The 26,978-nt window shown below is 48.0% G+C and carries 21 protein-coding genes and 1 tRNA gene; 2 read left to right on the top strand and 20 right to left on the bottom strand.

Annotated elements, in window-relative coordinates; all coding sequences use genetic code 11:
• Positions 1–53: 53 nt before the first annotated feature.
• Complete coding sequence (locus H9Q79_RS06645; protein ID WP_249329480.1) at positions 54–1,103, bottom strand: helix-turn-helix domain-containing protein; 1,050 nt, start codon at positions 1,101–1,103, stop codon at positions 54–56.
• A gap of 200 nt (positions 1,104–1,303) precedes the next feature.
• On the opposite strand from H9Q79_RS06645, the gene pdaA reads away from it, so the two are divergent.
• Entirely contained in the window at positions 1,304–2,119 is an 816-nt protein-coding gene (gene pdaA / locus H9Q79_RS06650; protein WP_249329481.1) for a delta-lactam-biosynthetic de-N-acetylase, read from the top strand.
• A gap of 86 nt (positions 2,120–2,205) precedes the next feature.
• Here the strand turns inward: pdaA and H9Q79_RS06655 are convergent.
• The 13 genes from H9Q79_RS06655 to H9Q79_RS06715 all read right to left on the bottom strand — a co-directional run bounded on the left by H9Q79_RS06655 (position 2,206) and on the right by H9Q79_RS06715 (position 17,391).
• A tRNA-Gly gene (locus H9Q79_RS06655) sits at positions 2,206–2,276 on the bottom strand.
• 34 nt (positions 2,277–2,310) lie between these two features.
• Positions 2,311–3,678 (bottom strand): MATE family efflux transporter, encoded by a 1,368-nt coding sequence (locus H9Q79_RS06660; protein ID WP_249329482.1) that lies wholly within the window; start codon positions 3,676–3,678, stop codon positions 2,311–2,313.
• A 59-nt stretch (positions 3,679–3,737) separates the two neighbouring features.
• Positions 3,738–4,559 carry a prepilin-type N-terminal cleavage/methylation domain-containing protein gene (locus H9Q79_RS06665; protein ID WP_118648152.1) on the bottom strand — a complete coding sequence of 274 codons (822 nt, stop codon included), beginning with the start codon at positions 4,557–4,559 and terminating at the stop codon, positions 3,738–3,740.
• 194 nt (positions 4,560–4,753) lie between these two features.
• Entirely contained in the window at positions 4,754–6,667 is a 1,914-nt protein-coding gene (locus H9Q79_RS06670) for an ABC transporter ATP-binding protein (RefSeq protein WP_118648154.1), read from the bottom strand.
• Positions 6,667–8,418 carry an ABC transporter ATP-binding protein gene (locus H9Q79_RS06675; protein ID WP_249329483.1) on the bottom strand — a complete coding sequence of 584 codons (1,752 nt, stop codon included), beginning with the start codon at positions 8,416–8,418 and terminating at the stop codon, positions 6,667–6,669. Before H9Q79_RS06675 ends, H9Q79_RS06670 begins: the two co-directional genes overlap by 1 nt.
• The gene (locus H9Q79_RS06680; protein WP_118648156.1) at positions 8,381–8,887 is read right to left on the bottom strand and encodes a MarR family winged helix-turn-helix transcriptional regulator; all 507 of its coding nucleotides are present in this window, start codon (positions 8,885–8,887) and stop codon (positions 8,381–8,383) included. Before H9Q79_RS06680 ends, H9Q79_RS06675 begins: the two co-directional genes overlap by 38 nt.
• Positions 8,888–9,139: 252 nt before the next feature.
• A complete protein-coding gene (locus tag H9Q79_RS06685; protein WP_249329484.1) occupies positions 9,140–10,708 on the bottom strand; it encodes a spermidine synthase in 1,569 nt (522 codons plus the stop codon).
• A gap of 31 nt (positions 10,709–10,739) precedes the next feature.
• On the bottom strand, positions 10,740–11,276 hold the full coding sequence (locus tag H9Q79_RS06690; RefSeq protein WP_249329485.1) for a DUF2284 domain-containing protein: 537 nt from the start codon (positions 11,274–11,276) through the stop codon (positions 10,740–10,742).
• Positions 11,277–11,393: 117 nt separating this feature from the next.
• Positions 11,394–11,828: an Hsp20/alpha crystallin family protein gene (locus tag H9Q79_RS06695; protein WP_118648160.1), complete on the bottom strand. Its 435-nt coding sequence runs from the start codon at positions 11,826–11,828 to the stop codon at positions 11,394–11,396.
• A 210-nt stretch (positions 11,829–12,038) separates the two neighbouring features.
• The gene (locus H9Q79_RS06700; RefSeq protein ID WP_118648162.1) at positions 12,039–13,070 is read right to left on the bottom strand and encodes a sensor histidine kinase; all 1,032 of its coding nucleotides are present in this window, start codon (positions 13,068–13,070) and stop codon (positions 12,039–12,041) included.
• The gene (locus tag H9Q79_RS06705) at positions 13,067–14,644 is read right to left on the bottom strand and encodes a response regulator transcription factor (RefSeq protein ID WP_249329486.1); all 1,578 of its coding nucleotides are present in this window, start codon (positions 14,642–14,644) and stop codon (positions 13,067–13,069) included. The genes H9Q79_RS06700 and H9Q79_RS06705 overlap by 4 nt, the downstream gene beginning before the upstream one ends.
• Before the next feature lie 13 nt (positions 14,645–14,657).
• Positions 14,658–16,136 carry an ATP-binding cassette domain-containing protein gene (locus H9Q79_RS06710; protein ID WP_330596949.1) on the bottom strand — a complete coding sequence of 493 codons (1,479 nt, stop codon included), beginning with the start codon at positions 16,134–16,136 and terminating at the stop codon, positions 14,658–14,660.
• A 97-nt stretch (positions 16,137–16,233) separates the two neighbouring features.
• Entirely contained in the window at positions 16,234–17,391 is a 1,158-nt protein-coding gene (locus H9Q79_RS06715; protein WP_249329487.1) for a M24 family metallopeptidase, read from the bottom strand.
• Positions 17,392–17,685: 294 nt separating this feature from the next.
• Here H9Q79_RS06715 and H9Q79_RS06720 point away from each other — a divergent pair, with 294 nt between their 5' ends.
• Entirely contained in the window at positions 17,686–18,894 is a 1,209-nt protein-coding gene (locus H9Q79_RS06720) for an IS110 family RNA-guided transposase (protein WP_118648870.1), read from the top strand.
• Positions 18,895–19,018: 124 nt separating this feature from the next.
• On the opposite strand, the gene H9Q79_RS06725 is transcribed toward H9Q79_RS06720, so the two are convergent.
• From H9Q79_RS06725 to H9Q79_RS06750, 6 genes are all read right to left on the bottom strand, one after another.
• Complete coding sequence (locus H9Q79_RS06725) at positions 19,019–20,041, bottom strand: substrate-binding domain-containing protein (RefSeq protein ID WP_118646577.1); 1,023 nt, start codon at positions 20,039–20,041, stop codon at positions 19,019–19,021.
• 72 nt (positions 20,042–20,113) lie between these two features.
• The gene (locus H9Q79_RS06730; RefSeq protein WP_118646575.1) at positions 20,114–21,073 is read right to left on the bottom strand and encodes an ABC transporter permease; all 960 of its coding nucleotides are present in this window, start codon (positions 21,071–21,073) and stop codon (positions 20,114–20,116) included.
• A gap of 9 nt (positions 21,074–21,082) precedes the next feature.
• Positions 21,083–22,573, bottom strand: coding sequence for a sugar ABC transporter ATP-binding protein (locus H9Q79_RS06735; protein WP_249329488.1), 1,491 nt, complete (start codon positions 22,571–22,573; stop codon positions 21,083–21,085).
• 10 nt (positions 22,574–22,583) lie between these two features.
• Positions 22,584–23,594: an ABC transporter permease gene (locus tag H9Q79_RS06740; protein WP_249329489.1), complete on the bottom strand. Its 1,011-nt coding sequence runs from the start codon at positions 23,592–23,594 to the stop codon at positions 22,584–22,586.
• A gap of 539 nt (positions 23,595–24,133) precedes the next feature.
• A complete protein-coding gene (locus tag H9Q79_RS06745; protein WP_249329490.1) occupies positions 24,134–24,919 on the bottom strand; it encodes a Fic family protein in 786 nt (261 codons plus the stop codon).
• Positions 24,920–25,330: 411 nt separating this feature from the next.
• Positions 25,331–26,674, bottom strand: a complete 1,344-nt coding sequence (locus H9Q79_RS06750; RefSeq protein ID WP_249329491.1) for an MATE family efflux transporter — start codon at positions 26,672–26,674, stop codon at positions 25,331–25,333.
• Positions 26,675–26,978: the final 304 nt, after the last annotated feature.

Raw genomic sequence — 26,978 nt, forward strand, 5'->3', positions numbered from 1 at the left:
AGCATCTCATAATTGTATCAGCCGTCGGTACTCGGTGTCTTTAGCCGAAACGCTTAATTTTCGATAAAGCGGCACAATTTTTCCAACAGTTCCTGATATTTTCTGTCTGCTTTTACAAATTCCACCTTTTTATCATTTTCAAGAGCATTTTTCAGCATGAGCGCAATCTCTTTGGTCCCGGCGTTTGAAAAGGACATATGGGAATACAGCTCTGAATTCTTAAACGCATCCATGTCATCTATGCTGTATATGACGCTTTCCAGAATTTTCAGGATCTCTTCCTTGTCTCTCAGATGGATGGCCAGATCCAGACCCGGAGAGGCCTCCATATATTTCCCCATCTCCAGGATCTCCGCCATTCTCTTTTGTTTGTCCACAATCGACTTTGCCCTGTCAATCTTCCCTTCTTCTATGGAAAGGCTCAGCAGCCCGTTTAAAGCCCCGTTCAGATCATTAAAGCCTGTAAACAGAATCCTCTCATACAGCCGATAAGCCTCCTCAACCTTTTTTTGCCTGTGATACAGAATGGCCTGCATCTGATTCTGATTAAAGCCTCTTTTCGGAATTCGGTCCAGATACTCCTGGGCCTTCTCATAGTCTTCTTCCGCCACTGCCATGTGAAACAGCGCTACAGCCGCTGACTGGGCGACGTCACCGTCGGCGCTCTGAAGGGAGCGGACATACAGGCCATAGATTTTTCCCCTGTATTCTTCTGCTTCCGTGTTCCCGTATATATAGCGGTATCCGTCCAGCATCTGTGCAATCTGAAACGCCAGACGGTCACAATTTGGATACTCCTGCATCTTTTTTTCCGCCCAGGAGAACACGGTTCCATAGTCTTCTCCACTCTTGATCCTGTTGCTGACTGTCCGGATGATTTCATTCATTTCCTCCTCCGTCAGTTCTTCCCTGAAAGAAAGCAGCATATCCGTGCTGATCCCCAGCAGCCGGGCGATGGGAGCCAGAAGTGAAATATCCGGCAGGGAATTTCCGTTTTCCCATTTATTAACCGCAGGAGCCGTCACGCCCAGATAACCGGCCACTTCTTCCTGTGTCAGTTGTTTTTCCTTCCTGTATTTCCTGATTACAGTGCCTATGTTCATATCTGAATCCTCCGTTTTCATTCATTTACTGTAAATCCAGCATAGCAAACCCAGTTTCATTCTTCAATTGAAACGCTGTTAACTATTTCTCAAATTTATTAACCGCCGTTCAAGATCCTCTGACGCACATTTTCCCGCAGAACGGAATATTATATCTTTTTAAGCATATATTAGACCAAATTCAACTCAGGCAGTTGCATATGGATATTAAATCACACATACGCAAGATAATTCCCATCGCCCTTTTGTTCGTAGCGGCTTTCTTTTCCGGTCATTTCCTGGCGAAGGGCACTGCAAAGGAAACCTCCGCCCAGCTGGACTCCGCTAACGATAGCTGGGGCCTGAGCTTCCCGGAAAAGGGCAAAACCCCAGTGGGCAATGCTACCATAGATGAACTCAAACAATACAATGCATATTTTGCAGAAAATACAGAGGAAAAAATCATCTATCTGACCTTCGACTGCGGCTATGAGAACGGAAATACAGCGCCTATTCTGGATGCTCTCAAAAAGCATAACGTTCCGGCCACCTTCTTTGTAGTGGGAAATTTCGTCTCCGATGAACCGGACCTGATTAAACGGATGGTGGCAGAAGGCCACATCGTAGGCAACCACACATTTTCCCATCCTGATATGGCGAAAATCTCCACCCGTGAAGCCTTTACCCAGGAGCTGTCCAAGGTAGAGGCTCTCTATGAGGATATCACGGGACAGCCGATGAAAAAATATTACCGGCCGCCTCAGGGAAAATACAGCACCTCCAACCTGGAAATGGCGAAGGATATGGGCTACAACACCTTCTTCTGGAGCCTCGCCTATGTGGACTGGTATCAGGACAATCAGCCCAGTAAGGAAGAAGCCTTTGATAAACTGCTGAACAGAATCCATCCCGGCGCCATTGTCCTGCTTCACAGCACCTCCAGCACCAACGCCCAGATACTGGATGAACTGCTTACCAAATGGGAAGAAATGGGATACCAGTTCCGTTCTCTGGACCAACTGGCAGGAGCATCATGACAGGTATTTCCCTGTAGACATAACCATAGAGAATAGAAGCAAAAAGCCCGGAAGTACAGTTTCCCTCTACTTCCGGGCATAAGAAAAGCAGATAGCGGGAATCGAACCCGTCTCTCCAGCTTGGGAAGCTAGCGTTCTACCGATGAACTATATCTGCATGCTACTTATTATAATCTAATTGTCGCAAAAAATCAAGTCTCAAATTCTTTCTTCTTCAATTCCGGCAAAACCGTAGCGCACATCGTCGCAAAACAGGCGATGCCCCCGATAAAATTGGACACCGGTTCCGCCATAAAAACCCCCTTCACTCCCAGCCCTCCTACATAAGGCAGCGCCAAGGTAAGCGGTACCACAATGAAAACCTTCCGGAACAGTGAAAAAAAGACCGCCTGCTTTGCTTTTCCCAGCGCTTTAAATACACTCTGCCCCGCAAATTGCAGCCCCATCATGAAAAAGCCAAAAAAATACAGGTTCATAGAAGGCACAGCGGCTTCTTCAAGTGCTGCGTCCTGGTTAAAGATAGAGATGAACAGCCGCGGGTACAAAAACAACAGCAGCCAAAGAACGAACAGATACCCGATGCCCACCACGGTCATAAACCAAATTGCCTTTCTCACGCGCCCGAATTGCTTGTCTCCGTAATTATAGCTCATGACGGGCGACGCCCCCTCACCGATGGCCTGCGCGGGAGTCTGGGCGATCTCCCGGATAGAATTCAGAACTGTCATCACTCCAATATAGAGATCTCCTCCGAAGGTCTGAAGCATAGAATTACAGACCGCCTGCACGACAGAATTCGTACAGGACATAACAAATCCCGCTGTGCCCAAACTCAGGATTCTCCTGACCCGGCCGGCATCCAGCTTCATGGCAGACCTGTGCAGCTTCAGCTCGGCCGGCCCGGCAGTAAGAAAACGGATCACCCACAGTGCCGATAAAACCTGTGAAATCACCGTGGCGGCAGCGGCGCCCCTGACTCCCCAGTGAAAGACAAATATAAAGAGCGGGTCTAAAGCCAGATTGACGCCAGCTCCCAGGAATACGGTCAGCATACCGATGCGCGCGAAACCCTGGCTGTTGATAAACGGATTCATCCCCAGAGCAATCATCACGAACACACTTCCCGTCAGATAGATCATGATATAATCCCGCGCATAAGGGTAGATAGCATCACTGGCCCCGAACAAATACAGAACCGGCTTGTGAAACACCAGACCGGCAGCCGTCAGCGCAACACCGATTATCAAAAGCAGACGAAAGGAATTGCACATGATTCTCTCCGCCTCCTCCCGGTTCCCCCTGCCCCTCTCCATGGAGCAAAGCGGGGCCCCACCGCTGCCGACCAAATTAGAAAATGCCGTCACGAACATCAGTACCGGAAAACAAAGGCCCAGCCCGCTCAGCGCCTGGGTCCCGTTCCCTTCCATCCTTCCGATATACATTCTGTCCACAATATTATAGAGCAGATTCAGAAGCTGCGCTGCCATCATGGGCAGCACAACCTGTAAAATATTCCGGTACACGCTTCCCCCGGAAAAATCAGTCTGGCGAGCTTTCATATCCTGTCCCCCCCTGCTCTGATTATAGCTCTTTCAGAAAACTGCACCTTTTCTCTAATCTATTCACTCTCTGTATATTCTGTTACTTCCACCCATTTTGCCTTTCCATTGGAATGCTTTCCATTCGTCACCGCTTCATTTAACGCTTCAACACTGTTAAAAGTAATCGATGCCTTGCTGCCGGGTTCTCCATTATAGTTGGTTGCCTGATACCATTTACTGTCCATGGGATTATACACCATCTGAACATTCCAGCTGCCATTGGTGCAGTCGTCATAATCTTTTGTCGCATAAAGCCAGACCTGGCCTGTCAGATCAGCGGCACTTTCATCCTTACGGTAAAACGGCTGTACAGAATAACTTTCACCATTCACAGTCAGCGTCGGCCACTTCCCGCCGTTATTGTTATAAAAAGCAGTTCTGATACTGTTATTATCATTTCTTCCGCCGGTGTAACCCCGGATATAATCCGTAAAATCTTTTAGAAGGCCTTTACTGATTACGTTCGTATCAGGCATTCCTCCGCCTCCGTTCGTTCCATCGTCATGGATGCTGCAGGTCACTTCTACTGTGTCAAAACCATCGTCGCCTGCCGTCAACTGAACCGAATACGTTCCCCCGGAAGGACAGTGGGCGCCGGAAGCATCTGCGAGTGCCTGAAGCTCCGCCTCCGTCATACTCTTTCCCTCCGCCATACTCTCTGTCAGCTCGGCCGCAAGCTCAGTCTTCAGCGTAGCTTCATTCGAGCGGCACACGGCTTCCTTTGACCTGTCAATATACCGCATGAGGGCAGGAACCAATACTGCCGCCAGAATCAAAATAATCGTAATGATCACGATCAATTCAACCAGCGTAAATCCACCTTTTCTCTTCCGACGCATATTGCTCCCTCCTCTATACCTCCACTGCGGCTCCACAGGATAATGTGACAGCTTGCGCTGTTCAATAAGGTATTTTCAATATCACTATGTTACACCGTTTTTTGTAAGAAATCAAGGAAGTTTGTCAGGCAAGATGTGATAAAGCAAAATAGCAGCGGGAGGTATCTTTCCGATCCTCCCGCTGCATCCTCTCATCATGCCCCAACCGCATTGCCTGTATATAGCTGGTAATAACGTCCTTTCTCTGCCATCAGCTGGTCATGCGTCCCTCTCTCAATAATCCTTCCCTGTTCAAGCACCATAATGCAGTCTGCGTTCCGGACAGTGGACAGCCTGTGAGCGATGACGAACGTGGTCCTTCCCTTCATCAGCTTATCCATGCCATCCTGCACAATCCGCTCTGTCCTCGTATCAATTGAACTGGTCGCTTCGTCCAGGATCAGGACCGGAGGATCTGCCACTGCCGCACGGGCGATGGAGAGAAGCTGCCGCTGTCCCTGGCTCAGGCTGCTGCCATTGCCGGCCAGAACAGTCTCATAGCCATCAGGAAGCCTGCGGATAAAGCTGTCAGCATTGGCCAGCCTGGCTGCTGCCTCTATCTCTTCATCCGTCGCATCCAGCTTGCCGAACCGGATGTTCTCACGGACCGTTCCTGTAAACAGACAGGTATCCTGAAGCACCATTCCCAGGGATCTCCTCAGGTCATCCTTTTTAATCTTATTAATGTTAATTCCGTCATATCTGATCTTCCCGTCCTGAATATCATAGAACCGGTTAATCAGATTAGTGATCGTCGTCTTGCCTGCACCAGTAGATCCAACGAAAGCAATCTTCTGGCCTGGCTCCGCATACAGCTTCACATCATGCAGCACGATCTTTTCAGGCACATAGCCAAAATCTACGCCATCGAGCACCACATCACCCTGCAGCTCCACATAGTCTACAGACTGGTCTGCCTGATGCACATGCTTCCAGGCCCACATTCCGGTCCTCTGGCCGCTTTCCCGGAGCGCGTCTCCTTCTTTTGTCACATTCACCAGTGTTACATAACCATCGTCAGTTTCCACCTGTTCATCGAGAAGGCCAAAGATACGTTCCGCTCCGGCCATAGCCATGATAACCGCATTGAGCTGCTGGCTCACCTGGTTGATCGGCATGTTGAAGCTCTTGTTAAAAGCCAGGAAGCTGGCCAGGCCGCCCAGCGTCAGCCCGCTGATCTTATTAATCGCCAGGACGCCGCCCACAATCGCACAGATCACATAGCTGATATTTCCCAGCTGTGCAGTCACCGGCATCAGGATATTGGCAAACTTATTGGCGTTATCGGCACTCTCGAACAGCTGGTCATTCAGCTTCTGAAAATCCTTCTTACTCTCTTCTTCATGGCAGAATACTTTCACGACTTTCTCTCCCGCCATGATCTCTTCAATATATCCGTTCAGGCGCCCCAGATCCTTCTGCTGGGCGATGAAATACCTGCCGCTCAGCCCCGCCAGCTTCCTGGTGGCCAGCAGCATAACGCCTACCATCGCCAGAGTGACGAATGTCAGCGGGATATCCAGCGTCAGCATGCTGATAAATACACTGACAATCGTAAACGCGCTGGATATCAGCTGCGGGATACTCTGACTGAGCATCTGCCGCAACGTATCAATATCATTCGTGTATATCGACATGATATCGCCGTGGGCATGAGTGTCAAAATACCGCACCGGAAGCTTCTCCATATGGGCAAACATACTGTTCCGGAGATTTCTCAAGGTGCCCTGCGTCACATAAACCATGATCCTGGTGTATGCAAAGGTGGAACAAACCCCGATCAAATAGAACACTGCCACCCTTCCGATCGCCATTGCTAGAGGCATGAAATCCGGCGAAGCCTGAGTCAGCATCGGCTGGATATAATCGTCGATCAGCGTCTTCATGAATAACGTGCCCTGTACGTTAGCCAGCACGCTGACAATAATAAATATTAAAACCAAGATACACTGGAGCAGGTAAGTGCCTGTTACATATTTCAAAAGCCTTCCCAGAATTTTCCCGGGATTCTTCACGGTTGATTTCACGCCCCGGCTGCCCGGTCCGCGCCTTCCCATCGGTCCTGGCATTACTGCTCACCTCCCTTTTCATCAAAATCTCCGCTGCCTCTCATCTGTGATTCATATACTTCCCTGTAAATCTCATTATTTTTCAGCAGCTCCTCATGAGTATCAAAGTCATTAACTCTTCCGTCTTCCATGACAATGATCCGGTCCGCATGCTGTACGCTTGATATCCGCTGCGCGATGATCAGCTTCGTCGTGTTAGGAATCTCTTCCCGCAGCGCCGTCCGGATCTTGCTGTCAGTAGCCGTATCCACCGCACTGGTGGAATCATCCAGTATCAGTATCCTGGGTTTTTTAAGCAAGGCCCTGGCGATGCAGAGACGCTGCTTCTGGCCTCCCGATACATTGCTTCCTCCCTGCTCAATATACGTATCGTACCCCTGCGGCATCCGCTCAATGAATTCATCGGCGCAGGCCAGCCGGCAGGCTCTGCGGCATTCCTCGAAGGATGCGTCCTTATCGCCCCAGCGCAGATTCTCCAGAATCGTACCCGAAAACAGCACGTTCTTCTGCAGCACCACAGCCACCTGGTTCCGCAGAGTATCCATGTCATATTCCCGGACGTCTCTTCCGCCCACAAGGACCTGGCCGGAATCCACGTCATACAGCCTGCTCAGCATGTTGATCAGGCTGGTCTTGGCACTTCCGGTCCCTCCGATAATACCGATGGTTTCCCCGGCACGGATCGACAGATTAATATCCTGGAGCACCGGCTTCTCGCTGGTCTTGTGATAGCTGAAATTCACATGACGGAATTCAATGCTTCCGTCCTTCACTTCATAACAGGGGTCTTCCGGATTGTGGAGGTCGCTCTTCTCATTGAGCACCTCACAGATTCTCTCCGCGCTGGCCTGGCTCATGGTTACCATTACAAAGACCATAGAGAGCATCATCAAACTCATCAGTATGTTCATGCAGTAAGTCAGAAGGCTCATCAGCTGTCCTGTGGTCAGATCATCCACTACGATCATCCTGGCCCCGATCCAGCTGATCAGCAGAATACAAGAATAAACCGTAATCTGCATCAGAGGCGCGTTGAATGTAAGTATTTTCTCAGCCTTAATAAAAATCTTATAAATATTCCCGCTGGATTTTTTCAGCTTTTCCGTCTCATAATCTTCACGGACATAGGCTTTCACCACCCGGATTCCCGAAACGTTTTCCTGGATACTTTCGTTCAGATCATCATATTTAGGAAATGCCTGTTTAAAATATCTGGTTGCCCGGAACATGATAAAGAACAGGCAGATTCCCAGAGCTATGACTGCCACCAGATAGATACTGGCCAGACGCGCATTGATGGAAAATGCCATGACCATCGCACAGATCAGGCTGGAAGGGGCGCGGGTGAACATCCGCAGCAGCATCTGGAACGCGTTCTGAATGTTCGTCACGTCTGTTGTAAGCCGCGTCACCAGGCTCGGCGTACTGAACTTATCGATGTTAGAAAAGGAAAAGGTCTGAATATTATTAAACATCGCTTCTCTTAAATTTTTAGCAAACCCTGCCGACGCCCTTGCGCCGAATTTACCGCCCAGCACTCCTGTCAGAAGCCCCAGCGCGGCCAGCAGGACCATGCAGATACCCACCATATAGATATGGTGCATGTCGCCCTTCTCAACCCCGTCGTCAATGATCGAAGCCATCAGAAGAGGAATCATCATTTCCAGAATAACCTCGACGATCATGAACAGCGGCGTCAGAATGGATGCTGTTTTATACTGTTTTATGTGCGCTGCCAGTGTCTTTATCATTGTCATCTCTCCCTTGCTCTTCTAAATTTTCTTTTAATTTCCGGATTACCCCATAAAAAACATCCAGCTCTTCGTCGGTGATACCCTTCATCGTATCTGCGTCCAGCCGGGCAGCCAGCTCTCTCATCGTCTGATTCAGAGCCATTCCTTTGTCCAGCAGCACCAAACGTTTCAGCCTGCCGTCCTGGGGCACCGCTTCCCTGCGGATATATCCTTTCTTCTCCATCAGCTTCAGGATATTGGTCACCGTCGACCTGCCGATGGAGAATTCAGTCTCCACGTCCTTTTGAAAGATATCCCTGTCCCTGTTATTGTACAGAAACCCGATGATCCAGCCGTGCATAACTGTCATCTCATCCAGGCCGAATTTCTTCACCTGGCAGAACAGGTTTCTCATCAGCATATTATCCAGGGAACGGATTTCCTTGCCCATTTTCTCTTTTCTTCTTCTCCATCCGACCTCTTCCACGTTCCATATGCCCTTCCATTCGTTAATAACATCCGGCAAATCCACACATATACTAGGAAAACAGTGTTTTTGCCGGATGCATTTTGTTCGCTATCGAATTGTTCGGTATTAAACATTCCGTTATCAAACTATTTTAGAGGAAACTATGTAAAAAGTCAATTCACAAACTTCACAATTCTCCGCTCTGATTTTGTCATTGATTTATACAAAAAACAACTGCCTGCCATCTCACTGACGGCAGGCAGTTGTGCATTATCCCAGATACAATTTCCTATAATAATCAAGTTCGTCCCCGATGATTTCGTCCAGCACTTTCATGCCCAACAGCTCTACCGGAGCCTTGTCATCGGTCAGTATCCGGCCCTGGCCCTGATATTCCTCCAGTCCGCCGGAAACCTGTTCCATCATCGCCCGGAAAGCCCCTTTCTCCAGCCTGCTGCTGTTCTCTTCAAAGTCCTCCGGAAGGCTGTCTGATGCGGTGGCAAACACCTCCATGTTCGTACTGCCCTCTACCGGAACCCGGTAGACATTGGGGAATACGGCCGCAATCGTATCACACAGATAATCATTGATGGAGTCCTCTGCCTGGGATTTCATATTCATGTTAACAACCATAACACCGTTATCCTTCAGATGCTCTTTCACCTGAGTAAAGAATTCCAAGGAAGACATCTGGAATGGGATCGTGATATCCTGATAGGCGTCCACCAGGATCACGTCATACAGCTCCTCCGATGCCGTCAGGTAAGCTCTCCCGTCCTCCACAGCCACATCCACGCTGGACGGCATATCGAAATATTCCGTGGCAATACGGGCGATTTTCTCATCAATCTCCGCCCCCTGGATCTTCGTCCCCGGAAAATATTCGTCACAATACGTGGCATAGGTACCGGAACCCAGCCCCAGGATCATCACAGAATTATCATCCTTTGTGTTCATGCCTGCCATGACAGGCGCCGCCAGCGCGTAATCATAATACAGACCCGTCAGCTCCTGGTTCTTCATCTTAATGGACTGCACGCCGAACAGGACATTCGTAGAGAGGATCGTCTTATCCTCATCATCCTTGACCTGGAGATAATTATAGATCGACTCATCTTCCAGCGTTACCCCGGTCTCCCAGAAAGCAAACGTCACTTTCGGGGTCAGAACTGCCAGCACCACCAGAAGAGCTGCCGTTACGGTGCAGAAAATCTTTTTCTTCTTAACGGATACAAAATAAAGGATGCTGATGAATGCCAGCACGCCTGAAAATATCAGAAAAGTGGCCGCTGTTCCCACCGCAGGTATCGTGACAAAGGTCGGCAGAAATGTTCCGATGATGCTTCCGATCGTATTCAGCGCCCCCAGCTCACCCACCGTCTTGCCGTTATTGTCCAGGCTGGCCACTGTGTATTTCACCAGAGACGGCGTCACAGTTCCCAGGAGCACGCAGGGAAAAGCAAAAATCGCCAGACAGGTAAACAGAGCCGCCCATATCAGGAAATTAGAAGATATAAACGTTGCCAGCAGCAGGGAAATCCCCACAATCAGGTACCGGCCCAGAAATGGAATCAGCGCAATCCATACTGCCGCGATCATCAGTCTCCTGTACAGCCTGCCCGGATCCTGCCGTTTATCCGCTGAGCGCCCGCCCCATACGTTGCCCAGAGCCATGGCGATCATAATTACGCCGATTATGACAGTCCATACGATCTGGGAAGAACTGAAATACGGCGCCATCAGACGGCTGGCCCCCAATTCTACCGCCATCACAGACATGCCCGCAAAGAATTCCGTGGCATACAGGAAATATTTGTGTCTCATCAATTTTGATTCCATAAAGAGTCCCTTTCCTTATTCGTAATTTCATTCATACCAGATACAGGCTGAAATAGGCGACCACCCCTTCGCCGCACCAGTAGGGGATTCCGGCCTCTTCTGCCATCAGCTCTGCCTTCATGCAGTAAGCGGAAATACAGGATGGTGCCTCCTCCGGGTATTTGCAGGCTTCTCCCGAAAACCCCTTGCAGGTGCCACAGGCTTCGCAGGGTCCGGCCAGCATGGGCAGGCCGTCTACTCCCTCTTCCCTCAGCATCTGAATCAGATTGCGGCTCCTGCGGTTATGATCCGCTTTTACCTCCACAAGCTTGCGACGGTTATCCCAGCTTCCCACATCCGCAATTGTCTGAAAGATCCACGCCCGGCCGTATTTCCCGGCTCTGTCCCGCATCTCCTCCGGAGTGCCGCAAAAAGGTGGACATGAATAATTTTTCCCATAATTTCCACATACATTCTCTTCACAATATTTCCGAAGCTCCCGGTCAAAAACCAGTTTATCCGCCGGAATCACCGCCACATTGGTAAAACCTTCGTTCTTTGCCAGCTCCATTATGCCATCTTCTGTCATGTTTCTGTATACTCCTTCCCGATTAATCCTGAACCACATAGCAACTATTTTACATTATAATACAAAACAAAGCCGGAGGGAATGAGAATTTCATCCCTCCGGCTATTCTGTGTTCAATTATCCTTCAATCGCGATATATTTCTTTTCTTCCACTTTCTTCTTGTCTTCCTTCGGAACCACCAGCTTCAGGACTCCGTCCTCAAACTTCGCGTGGATGTCTTCCTGCTTTACATTCTCGCCCACATAGAAGCTTCTGCTGCAGCTGCCGCTATAGCGCTCCCGGCGGATATAGTTGCCTTTCTCATCCTTCTCGTCCCTGTTCTCATTCTTAGAAGCAGATATAGTCAGATATCCATTGTTCAGCTCCGCGTGGACATCCTCTTTCTTATAGCCGGGAAGCTCGATGTCCAATTCATAGGTGTCGTCGTTCTCCTTCACATCCGTGCTCATCATATACTTTCTGTCTGACGGAGTGTTGAAGAAATCACTTCTCCAGGGGTTCATCATAAAATCATCAAACAGGTTATCTCTAAAAATACTGGGCATTAACATAAGTCATTCCTCCATTCTTTTTCATTATTCTAACCAATCAATGCCTTAACATACGGTTTACCTGAACTCAGGTCCTTTCCCTTTGTTCTATTTGTAATATAACACGTATTGTTAGCACTGTCAAGAGGTGAGTGCTAATTTTTTAATATTTTTTCTGATCTTCCGGTATGACCGCTCCATATATTCAAACCAGCGGCCGCACACTGCCGTTCAGAACTCTTCTTCATCCGGTTTCTGCAAACCAAGTGAAACTGTCACTCTGGTTCCCACGTTCTGGACGCTTCTTACTGTTACTCCATATTTCGGCCCATAGATCATTTTCACCCGGTCATTAATGTTAGAAAGTCCGATGTTGGTAATTTTACCCGCAGAACTAAGACCTCTGGTTCCCAGGCGGATCCGCTCGTTCAGCTGTTCCAAACTGGTCAGACTCATCCCGATTCCATCATCGGCCACCGTGACAAGCAGCATATCCTCCATCTGCTCTGCTCTCACCCAGATATGCCCTTTTCCCCTCTTCAGTTCCAGTCCGTGCTTCAATGCGTTTTCGACAAGCGGCTGTATCAGAAGTTTTGGAATTCTCATCTGCATCAGTTCTGGTGCTATCTCTTTATCCAGTGTAAACCGTTCGCGAAACCGGGTCTTTTGTATTTTCATATACGCATCGATATTATCCATCTCCTCGTACAGAAAAATCATGGAGCCTCTCTTATTAATATTAAAACGGAATATATCAGCCAGCGCTTTGGCCATCTCGGCAATCTCCACAGCTCCGCAGCAAATCGCCTGTCCGCGGATGGTTTCCAATGTATTATAGAGAAAGTGGGGGTTTATCTGGCTCTGCAGCGCATTAATTTCCGCCTGCTTTTTCATCACATTGGCCGAAGATTCTTTTTCCAGCAGGATCTCAATCGCCTCCATGAGTTCCGAAGTGCCGTTCTGTTCGGAAAGCCGGGCGGCAGTATCCGTATCCTCTTCCCTGCTCAGCTGACTGATCTTATTCTCTACTGCACGAATCGAGCGCAGAATCCGAAACACAAAGTAAAAAACCTCTGCAGCCATCATCAGCAACATCAACCCGGAAAGAATTTTCAACAGCCGGCTTTCCGGGAGCTTCTCACAGGCCCAGAGATTGATCAGCTGCAAACCGCACTGAATCGCCACCACCGAAGCAATATGTCTCGTCAGCATTCTAGATGTTTCTTTCCCGCAGAATCTCTGCTTATCCGATCGTCTCATCATTCCCTCATTAGTTTTCTGTATTCCGACGGAGAAATCCCTACATATTTTTTAAATACTCTTGTAAAATGTTTTACATCGCGGTACCCCGCCATGGCCGCCACTTCCCCCTGTTTGTAACCTGTCTGTCGCAGCAGCGTCTTAGCCGCTTCCATCCGTACGCTTGTTAAATATTCTTTAAAAGACTTTCCTGTCTCTCTGTGGAAGATATCGCTGAAATAGTTGGCGTTCAGATGTACCATCTCTGACATATCTGTCAGCGAAATGCTGCCCGAATAATGTCTGTCTATATAATCCCTGATCCATTCGACTGCCGTTTTTTCCCGTTTTTCATCCATATCGCTGTTTTCCTCTGTCAGTCTGCGAGCCGTCCTGCAGAAGATTTCTTTGATTTCTTCCTGGCTCTCCGCCGCTTCTATATCTTCTGTCATTTCAGCGACTATCATTCTGATGCCATCCGGGCAGCCCTGCGCGCTTTTTTTCAGAATATCCACCATTTTCAGGATACCTTCCCCGTATGAAGCTGGATGATCACCGGAGCGCATACTCATATGGCCGTAAGCGTCCGCCACCGTTTTTTCCGCCTCTGCCGCATTCCTGGATCTGACTGCCTGACGGATGCTGATATCCAGATTCGGAGGAAGCAGATTCCCCGGCGCCTCTCCGTACGCTTTCAGATATGCGCTGCTGTAAAAATTGCCTGCCCTTTCCCTCAGGCGGATAAATTCCAGCGGTTTCATCCGTCTGCTTTCTTCCGTCATTTTTCCCAGATCAGAAAACTCCTCTCCCTCCAGAAAAATAAGCCCGGACACTCCGGCCGGAAACCCCTGTGCCATTTTTGCCACTCGTGTACCGATCTCAGAACGGCGCTCTCTTTCGTAATTCAGCAATAGCAGAATCTTTCTCCGCCAGATAAAAGGAAGTATTTCACTGCACAATACTGGAAGCTGATGTTTCCAGATCGTTTTATTCACGTCTGCAAACAGCCTCCGGAGGTCTGCTTTAGGTGAGGGCAACATCCAGATCAGCCTGTAGTATCCGTCTTTAAATTTCATCTTCAATCGTTGATTAACGTCTCTGCAGCTTATATGCTGATTCATCTGCCCTTCCAGCAGGCCTGAAAAGAACTGTTCTCTCAGCGTATCCATCGTTTGTTCATATTTTTCCTGCATGCGCAGTTCAGCCCCTCTCTGTGCAGCGGACTGTTCCAGTATACCCCTGGCCTTTTCTACCACGCGCTCCAGCTCTTTCTGATCAATGGGCTTCAACAGATAGCCGATGGCCCCGCATGACAGCGCCGTCCTCGCATATTCAAAATCATTGTATCCACTGATTACTACACACAGAATTTCCCGGAAGTCCTCAGCAACTTCCTGTATGATTTCCAGCCCTGTTTTTCCGGGCATTCGGATATCAGTCAGCAAAAGCTCCGGCTGAATCTCACGGATCACTGACATAGCCTCCTCTCCGTCATGACAGACCGATACGATTTCAAAACCAAATTTCTTCCAGTCAATGATATTCCGGATCACCTCTGTCACCCATATTTCATCGTCTATAATCATCACTTTATCCATGCCACACCTCAAATCACATAAGATTTATCTCCAGCTTACGCAGCATTTCCTTGCTGACCGCTTCCTCCCCGCCAATCTCACCCACGATCCGATTTCTGCCGATGATCAGAATCCGGCTGCAGATTTGAATTTCAAACTCCAGCCGGGAGATATTTAAAATCAGACCGGCTGTTTTTCTCGCCTCATTTAAGGCTCCCATAACAGTTTCCATTCCTTCTTCATCTAGCCCGCGCAGAATCTTATTTAGAAGCAGCACGGCCGGATGACCCGCCATACAGGAAGCGATCGCCAGCCGGGAGATAGAAGAGTAGTTTAAATGTTCCAGTCTCTCCCCGCCCCCGCAGCTGATTCCGAATTTTCTCCTGTATTCTTCGGCCAGAATCTCCTCATATCCGGGCCGGATCAGCCCTTTCCTGCTGATCCGGGACAGCGCCCGCAGGCTCAGATTCATCTTCAGCGTCGTGCTGCTGTCTAATAGCATTTCCTCATGGACATCTCCGCAAAAACAGATTCCGTTCCTGACTGCCGCCCCCGGACGGTTTACATTCACTTTTTCCCCTTTGATATAGATTTCCCCGTCCTTCGTCTTCTGATACCCTCCCAACACCTTCAGTATCTCCGACGGATAACTTCCTCTCCCGCCCAGAATTCCCAGAATCTCTCCCCTGCGCAGAGAAAAAGATACCCCCCGCAGGTGTTCTATACAGAGATTCTCCACTCTGAGCACTTCTGCGCCGGAACTCTTGTCCTGCTTCATCTGATCCCACCGTATGGCTCTCACGTAGCCAGAAGTCACCGTCTGAAATGTCTGTTCGGAAAATTCACTCTGCTCCATTTCATACAACAGCACCCCCTGATGCAGGAACAGAGCTCTAGAGGACAGCTGCCTCGCCGTCCGCGCATCGCAGGTCAGATACAGAACCGCAGTCCCCAGCCCCGCCAAATCGCGCATCAAACGGCCGGCGTTCTCCAGATCCGACGGTGAAATCAGATCCATCGTTCCATCGACAATCAGTAGGCCCGGCGGCCGTATCATCTGACGGAGCAGCAGAAGCATCCTTCTTTTCGCTTCGGAAAGCCCTTTCCCTTTTTCCTCTGCCTGCATCTGAAAATCATACCGTTCCAGATACTGCCGTGTCAGACGGATCATTTCGCTTTTTCTAAAATAGCAGCAAAAACTGTCCTCCTGCCCCAGAAACAAATTTTCAGCCACTGTCAGATTTTCCAGTATTTTACCTTCCTCCGGAATATAGCAGATCCTCTGCTTTCTTTCCCCTCCCGGGCGCAGGCGCAGACCATGGAACCATACACTTCCCGTATCCTCTTCCATCTCCCCGGCCAGAATTTTCCCCAGAACCGTTTTCCCTACGCCGTTATTACCAATCATACTCACAATTTCTCCCTCCCGTACGAAAAAAGAAATATCCTTGAGTATTCTGTCCTGGTTATACATTTTGTTCAACTGATTCACACGCAGTATTTCTTTCCTCATCTTCGGGCACTCTCCCTTACACGCGCCGAAGGGATGCTGTCTTCTTCAAAACAGCATCCCTGAACAGCTCCCGCCATTCCCTTTCATTTTCTACAACTTACCAACGGTTTCTCTTGGGGAAGTTCGTCAGACTCTCCGCACCGTCCTGCCGAAGGACAATCGTATCTTCAATCCTTGTACCGCCTACCCCAGGCTCACAGAGCGTAATTTCAAAGCAGAATGTCTGATTTACCTGCAGCACATCGTCGCTGTCCGGCCCGATTGTCGGAATCTCCTCCTCAGGATCCATCCCGGTTGAGTGAGCACATCCTCTTCCCTCTCCTGCAAAATGTATGTAACCTGCCTGACGCATCACTTCATTTGCTGCGACATCCGCTTCCTTACCGGTCATTCCGGGTCTGAGCGCCGCCACTCCCTGTCTCCACGCCTCCAGACAGGTATCCAGCAGCCGCTCCTGCTCGTCACTCAGCGCGCCGTATCCCACGCCCCTGGCCATGTCAGAAGAATAATCGTTGTATCTGATTCCGATGTCGATCAGAACCGTCTCGCCCTTCTGTATGATCTTGTCGGTGGGATAGGCCAGGAACCACCGCTCCGCGTTCACTCCCGACTGCACCATTATGTCAAAGGATTTGGTATCTGCGCCCAGCCGGAACATTTCTGCCATCGCCTGCCGGGCCACTTCGCGTTCAGTCAGGTTTTTTTCAGATTCCAGCATCTCTTTTATTTTCCATAATCCCCGGTCTGCAAGCTCCCCGGCTACTTTCATATTGCGGATTTCCCGCTCGCTCTTTACTGATTTCAGATTTTCTATAAGCATCGTCTTTTCCAGCGTGCCATTTCCGATGTTGCTCATAATCTGCTCATAAAATTCCAGCGCACAGTATTTTGCACCACTCAGACCAATCTTGGCCCCCGGATGCCTGGAAGTAAAATCCTTGACAACATTTCCCAACTCCTGACGAATGCCGCGAGTATCGTCAAACCAGGTCTTATCAGACGCATATCCCACCAGACTGCCCTCTGCAAATAAAATCGGATCCCCATTCAGAGGAACAAATACCATCGCCGGATAGGGAAACACCCCGTCAAAAGCCCTGTAATCTGCCAGCCAACGCACATTGCTCATTCTGGCCGCATCAGAATACACCAACAGCCCGTCCAGCCCGATCTTCTCCATTCCCGCTTTTGTTTTCGCCAGCCTTTCCTGGTATTCACTGACCGGTATGTCCTGTAAAATTTCTTCGTATCCCATCTTTTTTCTCCTTTCTACTACAATATATTTATGGGTAATATCCCTTACAGCCAGTAAGGAATTATCCATCTTGTTGCTTAAGCTGTATAATGATGGAGCAATCGGTATGTCGGCTTCCTTTCTTGGACTTCGCGTCCGTAAATTAGACTGATAACCAGCTCCTCATTCGCAGCGTTCGTTTTATGCAGGTTGAATCGTCATAGGCGCATTCGTGTCACACCACAGTAGATTGAATAGGCAATGAGTAAAACTGGTTTTAACCATTGCAATAATTCTTAAGGAGTGACAAATTTTATGAACGCAGTAGGTATCGATGTTTCTAAAGGAAAAAGCATGGTGGCAATCATGCGCCCATTCGGCGAAATTGTCTCTGCACCTTTTGAAATCAAACACACAGCCAGTGATATCAATTCACTTGTAGAACTCATCCACTCTGTTGAAGGCGAATCTCGAATCGTAATAGAGCATACAGGACATTATTACGAAGTCCTTGCCCATCAGCTTTCCGAGGCAAATCTTTTCGTCAGTGCCATTAACCCAAAGCTTATCAAGGATTTTGATAATGATTCCCTTCGCAAAGTCAAATCTGACAAAGCTGACTCCGTTAAGATTGCCCGATATGCACTTGACAAGTGGCAAAATCTCAAACAGTATAGTGTTATGGATGAATTACGAAATCAGCTTAAAACTATGAACCGTCAGTTTTGCTTTTACATGAAACATAAGACGGCTATGAAGAATAACCTCATTGGAATCCTTGACCAAACCTATCCTGGTGTGAATGCTTACTTTGACAGTCCTGCACGCAGTGACGGCAGCCAGAAATGGGTCGATTTTGCATCTACATACTGGCATGTGGACTGTGTCCGTAAAATGTCTCAAAATGCCTTTATCTGCCATTATCAAAACTGGTGCAAACGTAAGAAGTACAACTTCAGCCAGTCAAAGGCTGAAGAAATCTATGGAAAAGCAAAGGAACTTGTTCCTGTACTTCCAAAGGATGACATTACAAAGCTTATCATCAGGCAGGCTGTTGACCAGCTTAACAGTGCCTCTGCAACCGTTGAGTCGCTGCGTACCTTAATGAATGAAACCGCATCGAAACTCCCCGAATATCCTATCGTTATGGCTATGAAAGGGGTTGGACCTTCACTTGGTCCTCAGCTCATGGCTGAGATTGGCGATGTTTCCCGGTTTACTCATAAAGGCGCTATTACTGCATTTGCCGGTGTAGATCCCGGCGTGAATGAGTCCGGCACTTATGAACAAAAAAGTGTTCCAACTTCAAAGCGTGGTTCTTCTGACCTCAGGAAAACCTTATTTCAAGTAATGGACGTTTTAATTAAAACAAGACCACAGGCTGACCCTGTATATCAGTTCTTGGACAAAAAACGTGCTCAAGGTAAACCTTACTATGTCTACATGACAGCGGGTGCCAATAAGTTTCTAAGAATCTACTATGGTCGAGTGAAAGAATATCTTTCATCTCTTCCAGAATCCTAAATATCCACTACTATTTTCAGGCCAGCACTGGTGTGGTGGTCTTATTTTAATACCTAATTTTGAACCTGTATAAAATTTTCAATGTTCTTTCAATTTAGCCTTGACTTTTTATTTGCAGGCTGTTTTAGAAATTATCTGCTATATATTGCTCCGCATTTTCTTCAGTTACCATTTCATAAGGGAGAACAATCCTTTTCTCAACGCTCTCCCCGTGAGCCAGCTTGTACGCCGCCTTCACAGCCTCCGTCATATCGGAATTATTGGTGATCGTCAGTTTGAACGCACCTCCCGCCAGTACTTCTTCACACGCGTCCTGCTGACCATCCATACTGATAATCATAATATCGTCTTCTCTTCCCGCATCCCGGATAGCCTCCAGAGCGCCCAGCGCCATCTCGTCATTTTCCGAATATACCAGGTCAATGTCATCATTTGCCTGAAGAATATTTGCCATCACCTCATTAGCTGTCAACCGCAGCCAGTCAGCCGCCTGCTCCGCAATGACATGAAGCCCCGGATAGTTTTTGGCCTCCTCATTCCATCCTACATAGCGGTTCATAGAATTTGTCGATTCCACGACGCCCCGAACCATTACCACATTTCCCTCTCCGTTTAGCAGCTGATCTGCAAACTCTGCCGCCGCTTTCCCCATTTCTTCTTCATCCGTAGAGACAAATGTGTCGTAATAATTGTACGCCTCCTCTTCCTCAGTGGCGCATCCGCTCGCCGCAATTACCAGAGGAATATCCGCATCGTAAACCTCTTTGTACGCAGGATAGATAGCCGTTCCTGAAAGGCTGGAAACAATGATCGCGTCACATCCCTGCTGTATCAGAGACTCAATATTGGCTATCTCGTTCTGCACGTCACCGTTTCCTTCAACCACCACCATCTCGATATCATCGTAAGCCGCACAGACTTCCTTAAAGGAATCTACCATCGCAATCCGGAAAGGGTGATTCATCACACACTGTGAAAATCCGATTTTTACTTTCCCATCTCCGTTCGTATCTGCTGCTGCCGCGCTTTGAGACGCACTTCCGGAGACTTCCGCATCTCCTCCCGATGTCGGCGCCCCGCCGCTGCATGCAGTCAGACTCACACACATGGCTCCCGCCAGACACAATGCCATTGTCTTTTTTTTCATACTCTTCTCCTTTATTATTTTATTTATTTCACAGGTGTGAAGGCCTTCGGCCGTCCCTGCCTGTAAAATCTCTTATCGTTCCTTTACCGGCTGTTTTTTTCTGCCACTGATCTCATGGCTAACAATCAGTGCCGTAATCAAAATAATCACGCCGGTTATAATCGGCTGTCCATTCACATCAAAATTCAACAGATTCAACAGATTTTTAATCATACTGACTACCATCAGCCCGATAAAGGTTCCCAATATACTTCCCCTTCCCCCGTTCATGCTAACGCCGCCCACCACGCATACGGTAATAGCTGTCATCTCATAATCATAGCCTGTCCGCGGTTCTCCGATACCGATCCTCGCCGACACCAGCAGACCCGACAAAGCCGCCAGAGCACCGCTGACAGCATACACGGAAAGCTTGATTCTGTCTGTCCGGACCCCAAAAAGTTTCGCTGTCTCTTCTCCGCCTCCTACCGCATAGACGTGTCTCCCGAACCGGGTTTTAGAGGCCACAATATACGCGATCACAAACGCGATCAACACATACCACACGCCGACCGGTACATGGAAAACCGTTCCCTTGATGATCTGTTTAAAAGAGCGCGCTACCGAGCCGGTCAGAGGGCCGCCTCCTGTGAAAATAAAGGTAGACGCTCTCATAATCATCATCATGGCCAGCGTCGCCATAAAGGGCTCCACCCGCAGCTTTGTAATAATCAGCCCGTTGGCTGCTCCGCAGAGGATTCCAATGCACAGAACAACCGGCAGAATCGCCGCAAGCGGCATATGCTCCAACGCCATTTTTGCCGCCACTACAGAGGCAAACGCCATGACAGATCCGACAGAAAGGTCAATGCCGCCTATCAACAGTACAAATGTCATTCCTATGGCGATAAACGCAGATTCCACTGCATACTGCAGAATATTGGAAAAATTCGTAACCGTGAAAAAGCTGTCCGAAGCGGCCGCACCTCCGATCATCAGCAAAATCAGCATGATCACCGGAACTGCCTGTGATAACTCTACTCTCTTCTTCATATTTTCCCCCTACCTTACCAGCGCGTACTGCATGATTTTTTCCTGTGTCGCTTCTTCCCGGCTCAGCTCCGCGGTCAGACATCCTGCGGAAAATACCAGGATCCGGTCACACATCCCCAGCAGTTCCATCATTTCAGTGGAATACATCAGGACTGCTGTGCCCTGTTCCGCCATGCGGTTAATCTGATGATAGATCTCTGCCTTTGCTCCAACGTCCACTCCTCTTGTAGGTTCCTCCAGGATTAGCAGCCGGTACGGTTCCATCATCCATCTGCCCAGCAGCACCTTCTGTTGATTTCCTCCCGAAAGCTCTTCCGGTTTCACATATAAATCTCTGGCCTTTAGCCTGAGTGCTTCAGAAATTTTCTGAGATTCCTTTCTTTCCCGCCTCGTATCCAGCAGGCCGCGCTTAAGGAAATGAGGCCTGAGAGAGCTAATCGTGTAATTGTAAATCAGATTCTGATTCAGAAACAACCCCTGCGTTTTCCGGTCTTCCGGAACATACGCCACATGCTGCCGGATACTTTCCCAGGAATTTTTCATTCTTAACTCTTCTCCTCCGCAGATAACCTTCCCTTCCGGAGTCCCACATAATCCGAAGAGAGCCTTGGTCAACAGAGTGGCACCTGACGATTCCAGCCCGGCCAGGCCTACTACTTCGCCCTCTTTTATTTCAAACGAAACATTTCTGAAATAGTCTTTTAATGACAATTGACAGACACTCAGAACCGGCTTTCCGATTTTCGCGTTTCTCTGCGGATACATTTCTGTCAGCTCCCGGCCGATCATAAGCGAAATCAGACTCTTCTCATCATATCCACTGCGCTCCAGAGTATCTATTTTTCGGCCGTCCCGCAGAACCGTAACCCGATCTGCCAGAGTAAAAACCTCGTTCATCCGATGTGAAATATATAAGATTGTAGTTTTGTTCTGCTTCAGCCTGTCAATCATGCGAAACAGCACCTTAATTTCCTCTGCGTTGAGATTCGCCGTAGGCTCATCCATGATTACTACGGAGGCTTTACAGCTCACCGCCCGCACAAGCTCCACCATTTTTCGTCCGGAAACTGTCAGTTCTTTCATTTTCTTCGATATATCTATTGTCAGTCCGAGATCTTCCATCAGCTTTTGCGCCGCCCGATTTAATTTCTTTTTGTCTATCAGTTTTATATATCTGCCTGCCGGTTCCTGTCCCAGAAAAATGTTTTCTGCCACCGTCATCTCAGGAATCTCCTGCACTTCCTGAAACATAGTGCTGATTCCCGCCTTCTGTGCATCCCTGGGGCCCGGAAATTTTACCGGCTGCCCTTCCAGCACGATCTGTCCGCCGTCCGGCTGATAGACGCCCGAAATAATTTTAATGATGGTTGATTTTCCTGCGCCATTTTCTCCAACTAAAGCATGAACCTCTCCCCGCTGAAATGCCAAATTCATATTATCCAGGACGATATTGCCACCAAAAATTTTTCGTATGTTCCTCAATTCAAGAATTGTTTCCATTTCCGCCTCCCTACTGCCTTTCTTTTTTAAATTTCAGCCTGCGAATCACTGAACGGCTGTCTTTGACAGAAGCCACCACTGCCGCCAAAATTATAAACCCCTGAATCAGCTGTTGCAGATAGGAACTGACTCCAATCAGCGGGAACAGATTTGCCAAGACTCCATAGAGCAGGGCGCCCAGCATTGCTCCGGTAACAGTTCCCGTGCCCCCTGTTAATGCGGCTCCGCCCAACACTACTGCGGCAATCGCATTCATTTCCATGCCGGTAGCACCCTGGGAAGTGGTCGATGGCTGAAAAGCTCCGGTTCTCGCCACTGTCAGAAGGCCGGATATTCCCGCGCACAACGCGCACACCATATAGGCAGATATCTGAACCAGCCGGACATTAACGCCGGAATTATATGCTGCCGTACGGTTGGAACCGCTGACCGAAAGCTTTCTTCCATAAACTGTCCTCTTCATCACAAAAAACGCCGCTCCAAACACCAGAATCATAATCACTACCGGAATCGGAAGAATCCATATGTAGCCGGCTCCTATCGACATAAATTCTTGTGGTACCTCTGTCCCCGGAATACTGGCTCCTCCAGTGGTAACAAGCACAATGCCCGCCAGTATCTCTTTCATGACCAGCGTTACAATAAACGCCTGCAATCTGCCAAATGTGACCAGCAGGCCATTAATCAGCCCGCAGCCCATACTGAGAACCAGGACAGCGATTACCGTTACAGCCACCGGACAATGCCGGTTCAGCAAAATAACCGATACCATACCTACTATCTGAATCGTAGAGCCGATTGAAAGATCGATTCCGCCGATCAGAATTACAAAATACATGCCCACCGCTGCTATGGCCGTATAGGCAGTTTGCCGCAGCAGATTTAAAATATTATCTCCTGTCATAAAGTACTCAGACAGAAACGGAGACACAATCAACAACACCACAATTAAAACTGCAATTGAGATTTCATTTCTATTTTCACGAAAAAATATTTTCCTTCTATTTTGCTTTTCCCACATTCATCCTCCCTGCCCTTTCATTTCAATCTTCTGTTGTTTTTGTTATTATTTATTATAAATTTAAGCCAGATATCAAACAACGGGCGGAAGTTCATGTTTGGGGGAGTTTTTACAGATCTTGTCCAGGCAATCATACTCTGGAGTATGCTGCAGATGCACCCTTCGTTTACCTGGCAGTACAAACGAAAAGAGCCTTTTCAGCTATCCTGTCAGCAGCATGAAAAAAGCTCTTTTTCGTTTGATTTGATTTCCTGTATAAATCCTGTACGCCTTCAGCCCCAGCCGCACGGCCCGGCAGAAAAGCCGCCAGAATGAAAATTAATATGAAGTAACGGCAAATATCTGAAGAAATAAAAACCTAAGGTATACCGGAAACAGGAAGAAATCTGCAAAGAATGATTATGTCCTTTTTTTCTCATACAGAAAGAGGGGATCGCTCAATCATCTATTTTGATAATTTTGCGACACCCTCTTGCACTTGCTTAAGAACATATTTTTATTATATCTTAAATTCACTTTTATTGATATCTCCGCAAACTTCAATTTCGTTTTTTGACAGTTTGCGATGGCTTTTCCTTAAATATTTTATATTTTTTTTCAATCACCTGTAGGATGTTATACGACTCCAATATACCATTTGCTATCACAGATTCCATCAATACCATGCTGCCATTCTTATCATATTGCCTGAATGCCTGTCTATATTTTGAATTATTTAGAATCACTGCCGGAAGCAAGCCATGATTCAATAGCTGCTGATCCATGATCATTCTTCCTGTTCTTCCATTCCCATCAGCAAATGGATGTATCCTCTCAAACTGCACATGTTTTTTAGCTATATGAGAGACAATTTTTTTTATATCTTTTTCATCCTGATTGATATCACGTTCATAGCTTTCCATTAACTCAGAGATTTTTTCAGGTTGAGGGGGATAATATATTGCTTCAGCTACACTTCCAATATATACCTGTCCTGTTCTATATTCTCCGTTCATATTCGTAATCATTGCATTCATTGTTCGTATCCAGGATTGGGTAATTGGAGTTTTACCTTGATAATCCAATTTCACAACCGCCTGATATAACGAGATTGCCTCCCGATATTCACTGTATGTATGTCCCGAACATACACTATCGTACTCTATTACATTAATTGTTTCATCTAACGACAAGGTGTTGCCTTCCAGAGAATTTGAATTCCAGCTCAGCCTGTAGGACATATCTTTCATAAACGGTTCCCAAACCATATTATTTTCTTGCAAGGCAAGCGTTTGGTCTTTTAACTTTATAATTTGCTTAATTTTGTCAGTAATATCAATTTCCATGATACCTCCCGAATCCCCGAACCGCTTTTATGCCTATTCCTTTATACTTTGTTTTATCTCTTTCATCCATACTGCTTATCGGGATATTTCACACAACGAATAATGTCTTTTTCATTTTGTCATTTTATTCCTGAATTTCTTTCGGAATAAGTTCTAGATTTCCCAGTGCATACCGTAATGTCATACACATCAACTCATTTCCTGAATGCCTGCTCTTAGCAGACAATTTTTCATATTAATTTTTCTTTACAAAATAGACATTCAAAATTTGGTTTTGTAGTATTATTATGGCACACGATTTTCTTACTGTAAATCACCTATTTTATTTAATTTAGCGAAGCTAAATATTAAAAAGCAGGCAAACGAACTTTTTAGTAACCTCGGTCTTGATAGGCCAGGCGCAGTGGACAATCAGTTTCCGGCCATTTTCTTCTCCGTCTGCCTCCGGTAAATCAAAAATGCCGCGGCCGCTGTCAGCATCTCAGTGACCCAAAACGCATGCCACACGCCTGAGGCTCCGGCCAGGCGGCTCAGAAGGAACGCCGCCGGAATAATTATCAATACATACCGCAGCAGTGAAATTACCAGGGACGGAAGCCCCTTGCCCAGACCTTCCAGCGCGCCTGAGGTAGTAACCGATACCGACGATACAATGAATCCTATGCTGATGATCCGCAGTGCCTCTGCGCCTGCGCGGACAGTGTCCGCATTTTCTGAAAACAGGCCCATCAGCCTGTCCGGGATGAGCAGGCTGAGAACCGTCCCCAGAACCATTATGACCGCTGTCATCGCCAGGGCAATCCTGTAGATTTTCTTCACCCGCTTATGCTCCCCCGCCCCATAATTATAGCCGATGAGCGGCCGCATTCCCTGGACGATACCATTGGCCGTAAGATATAAGAACGTCTGCAGCTTATAGTATACCCCCAGCACCATCACATAGACCTGGGAAAAGCCAGCCAGAATACCGTTCAAGGCAGAAATCAGCAGTGACGGCAGCGCCATGTTCAGTGCCGCCGGAATTCCTACTGAGTAGAGCTTCCCAGCCAGTTCCCTGGCCCCTGACAGATGTTTCCAGCCCACATGCACGGGAAGCGGCTTCACGAAATAGATCACAAGATAAATTGCGAGCGTCAGGCACTGGCCGATACCGGTAGCCAGTGCCGCCCCTTCAATCCCCAGGCGGGGCGCCGGGCCCAGCCCAAAGATCAGAACCGGATCCAGAATGATATTGGCAATGCAGCCGCACAACATGCTAAACATGGATACTGCCATCTTCCCGACGGACTGAAAAATCTTCTCGAATGAAATCTCCAGAGCGATAACCGTGGAAAAACTAAACACCACATTAGAATACCGCAGCCCCAGACCCGCTACCTCCGCATCAGCTGTGAACATGTCCAGAAAAGCCGGCATAACCGCGATGCAGCCCACCGTCAGTATGACTCCATGCAATGTATTAAACGCCAGCCCCCAGGAAGCGGCACGATCCGCCATCCTGCTGTCCTGCGCCCCCATGTGAAAGGCGATCACCGCACTGATTCCGATTCCAAACCCAATCGTGACGGCGTTCACCAGATTCTGAACCGGAAAAACCAGCGACAGCGCTGTCATGGCGTCTTCACTGATTTTAGCCACAAAATAGCTGTCAACAATATTATACAGTGAATTCACCAGCATAGAAATCACCATAGGCAAAGACAGAGACAGCATCAGCCCCAGTACCGGCTTCTCTTTCATATAAGTCTGATTCATTGTTTCTTTCTCACTCCTGTTCTTTCCTGATATTTTCTACCCTTCACCACGCCCTAAGCCCGGAGAGCTTTTCATCCTTCGGCCAAACCACCTGAGCCTTTTCACACAAAAAACCACACAAGGACCGGACGCCGTCCGGCCATTGTGTGGCGAAAAGTAGAAAGCTCTAAAAAAATCCACATCCATAAAGGTTTTGTAATATAAATATACTACCTCTGAACCAAGTTGTCAATTGCAGCGTTGACATTACCTTTTCTTCACCTTCCGGTTTGACAAATGACCCGCCGCCCCTTATACTAATACT

The sequence above is a fragment of the Wansuia hejianensis genome (assembly GCF_014337215.1).
Lineage (GTDB): Bacteria > Bacillota > Clostridia > Lachnospirales > Lachnospiraceae > Scatomonas > Scatomonas hejianensis.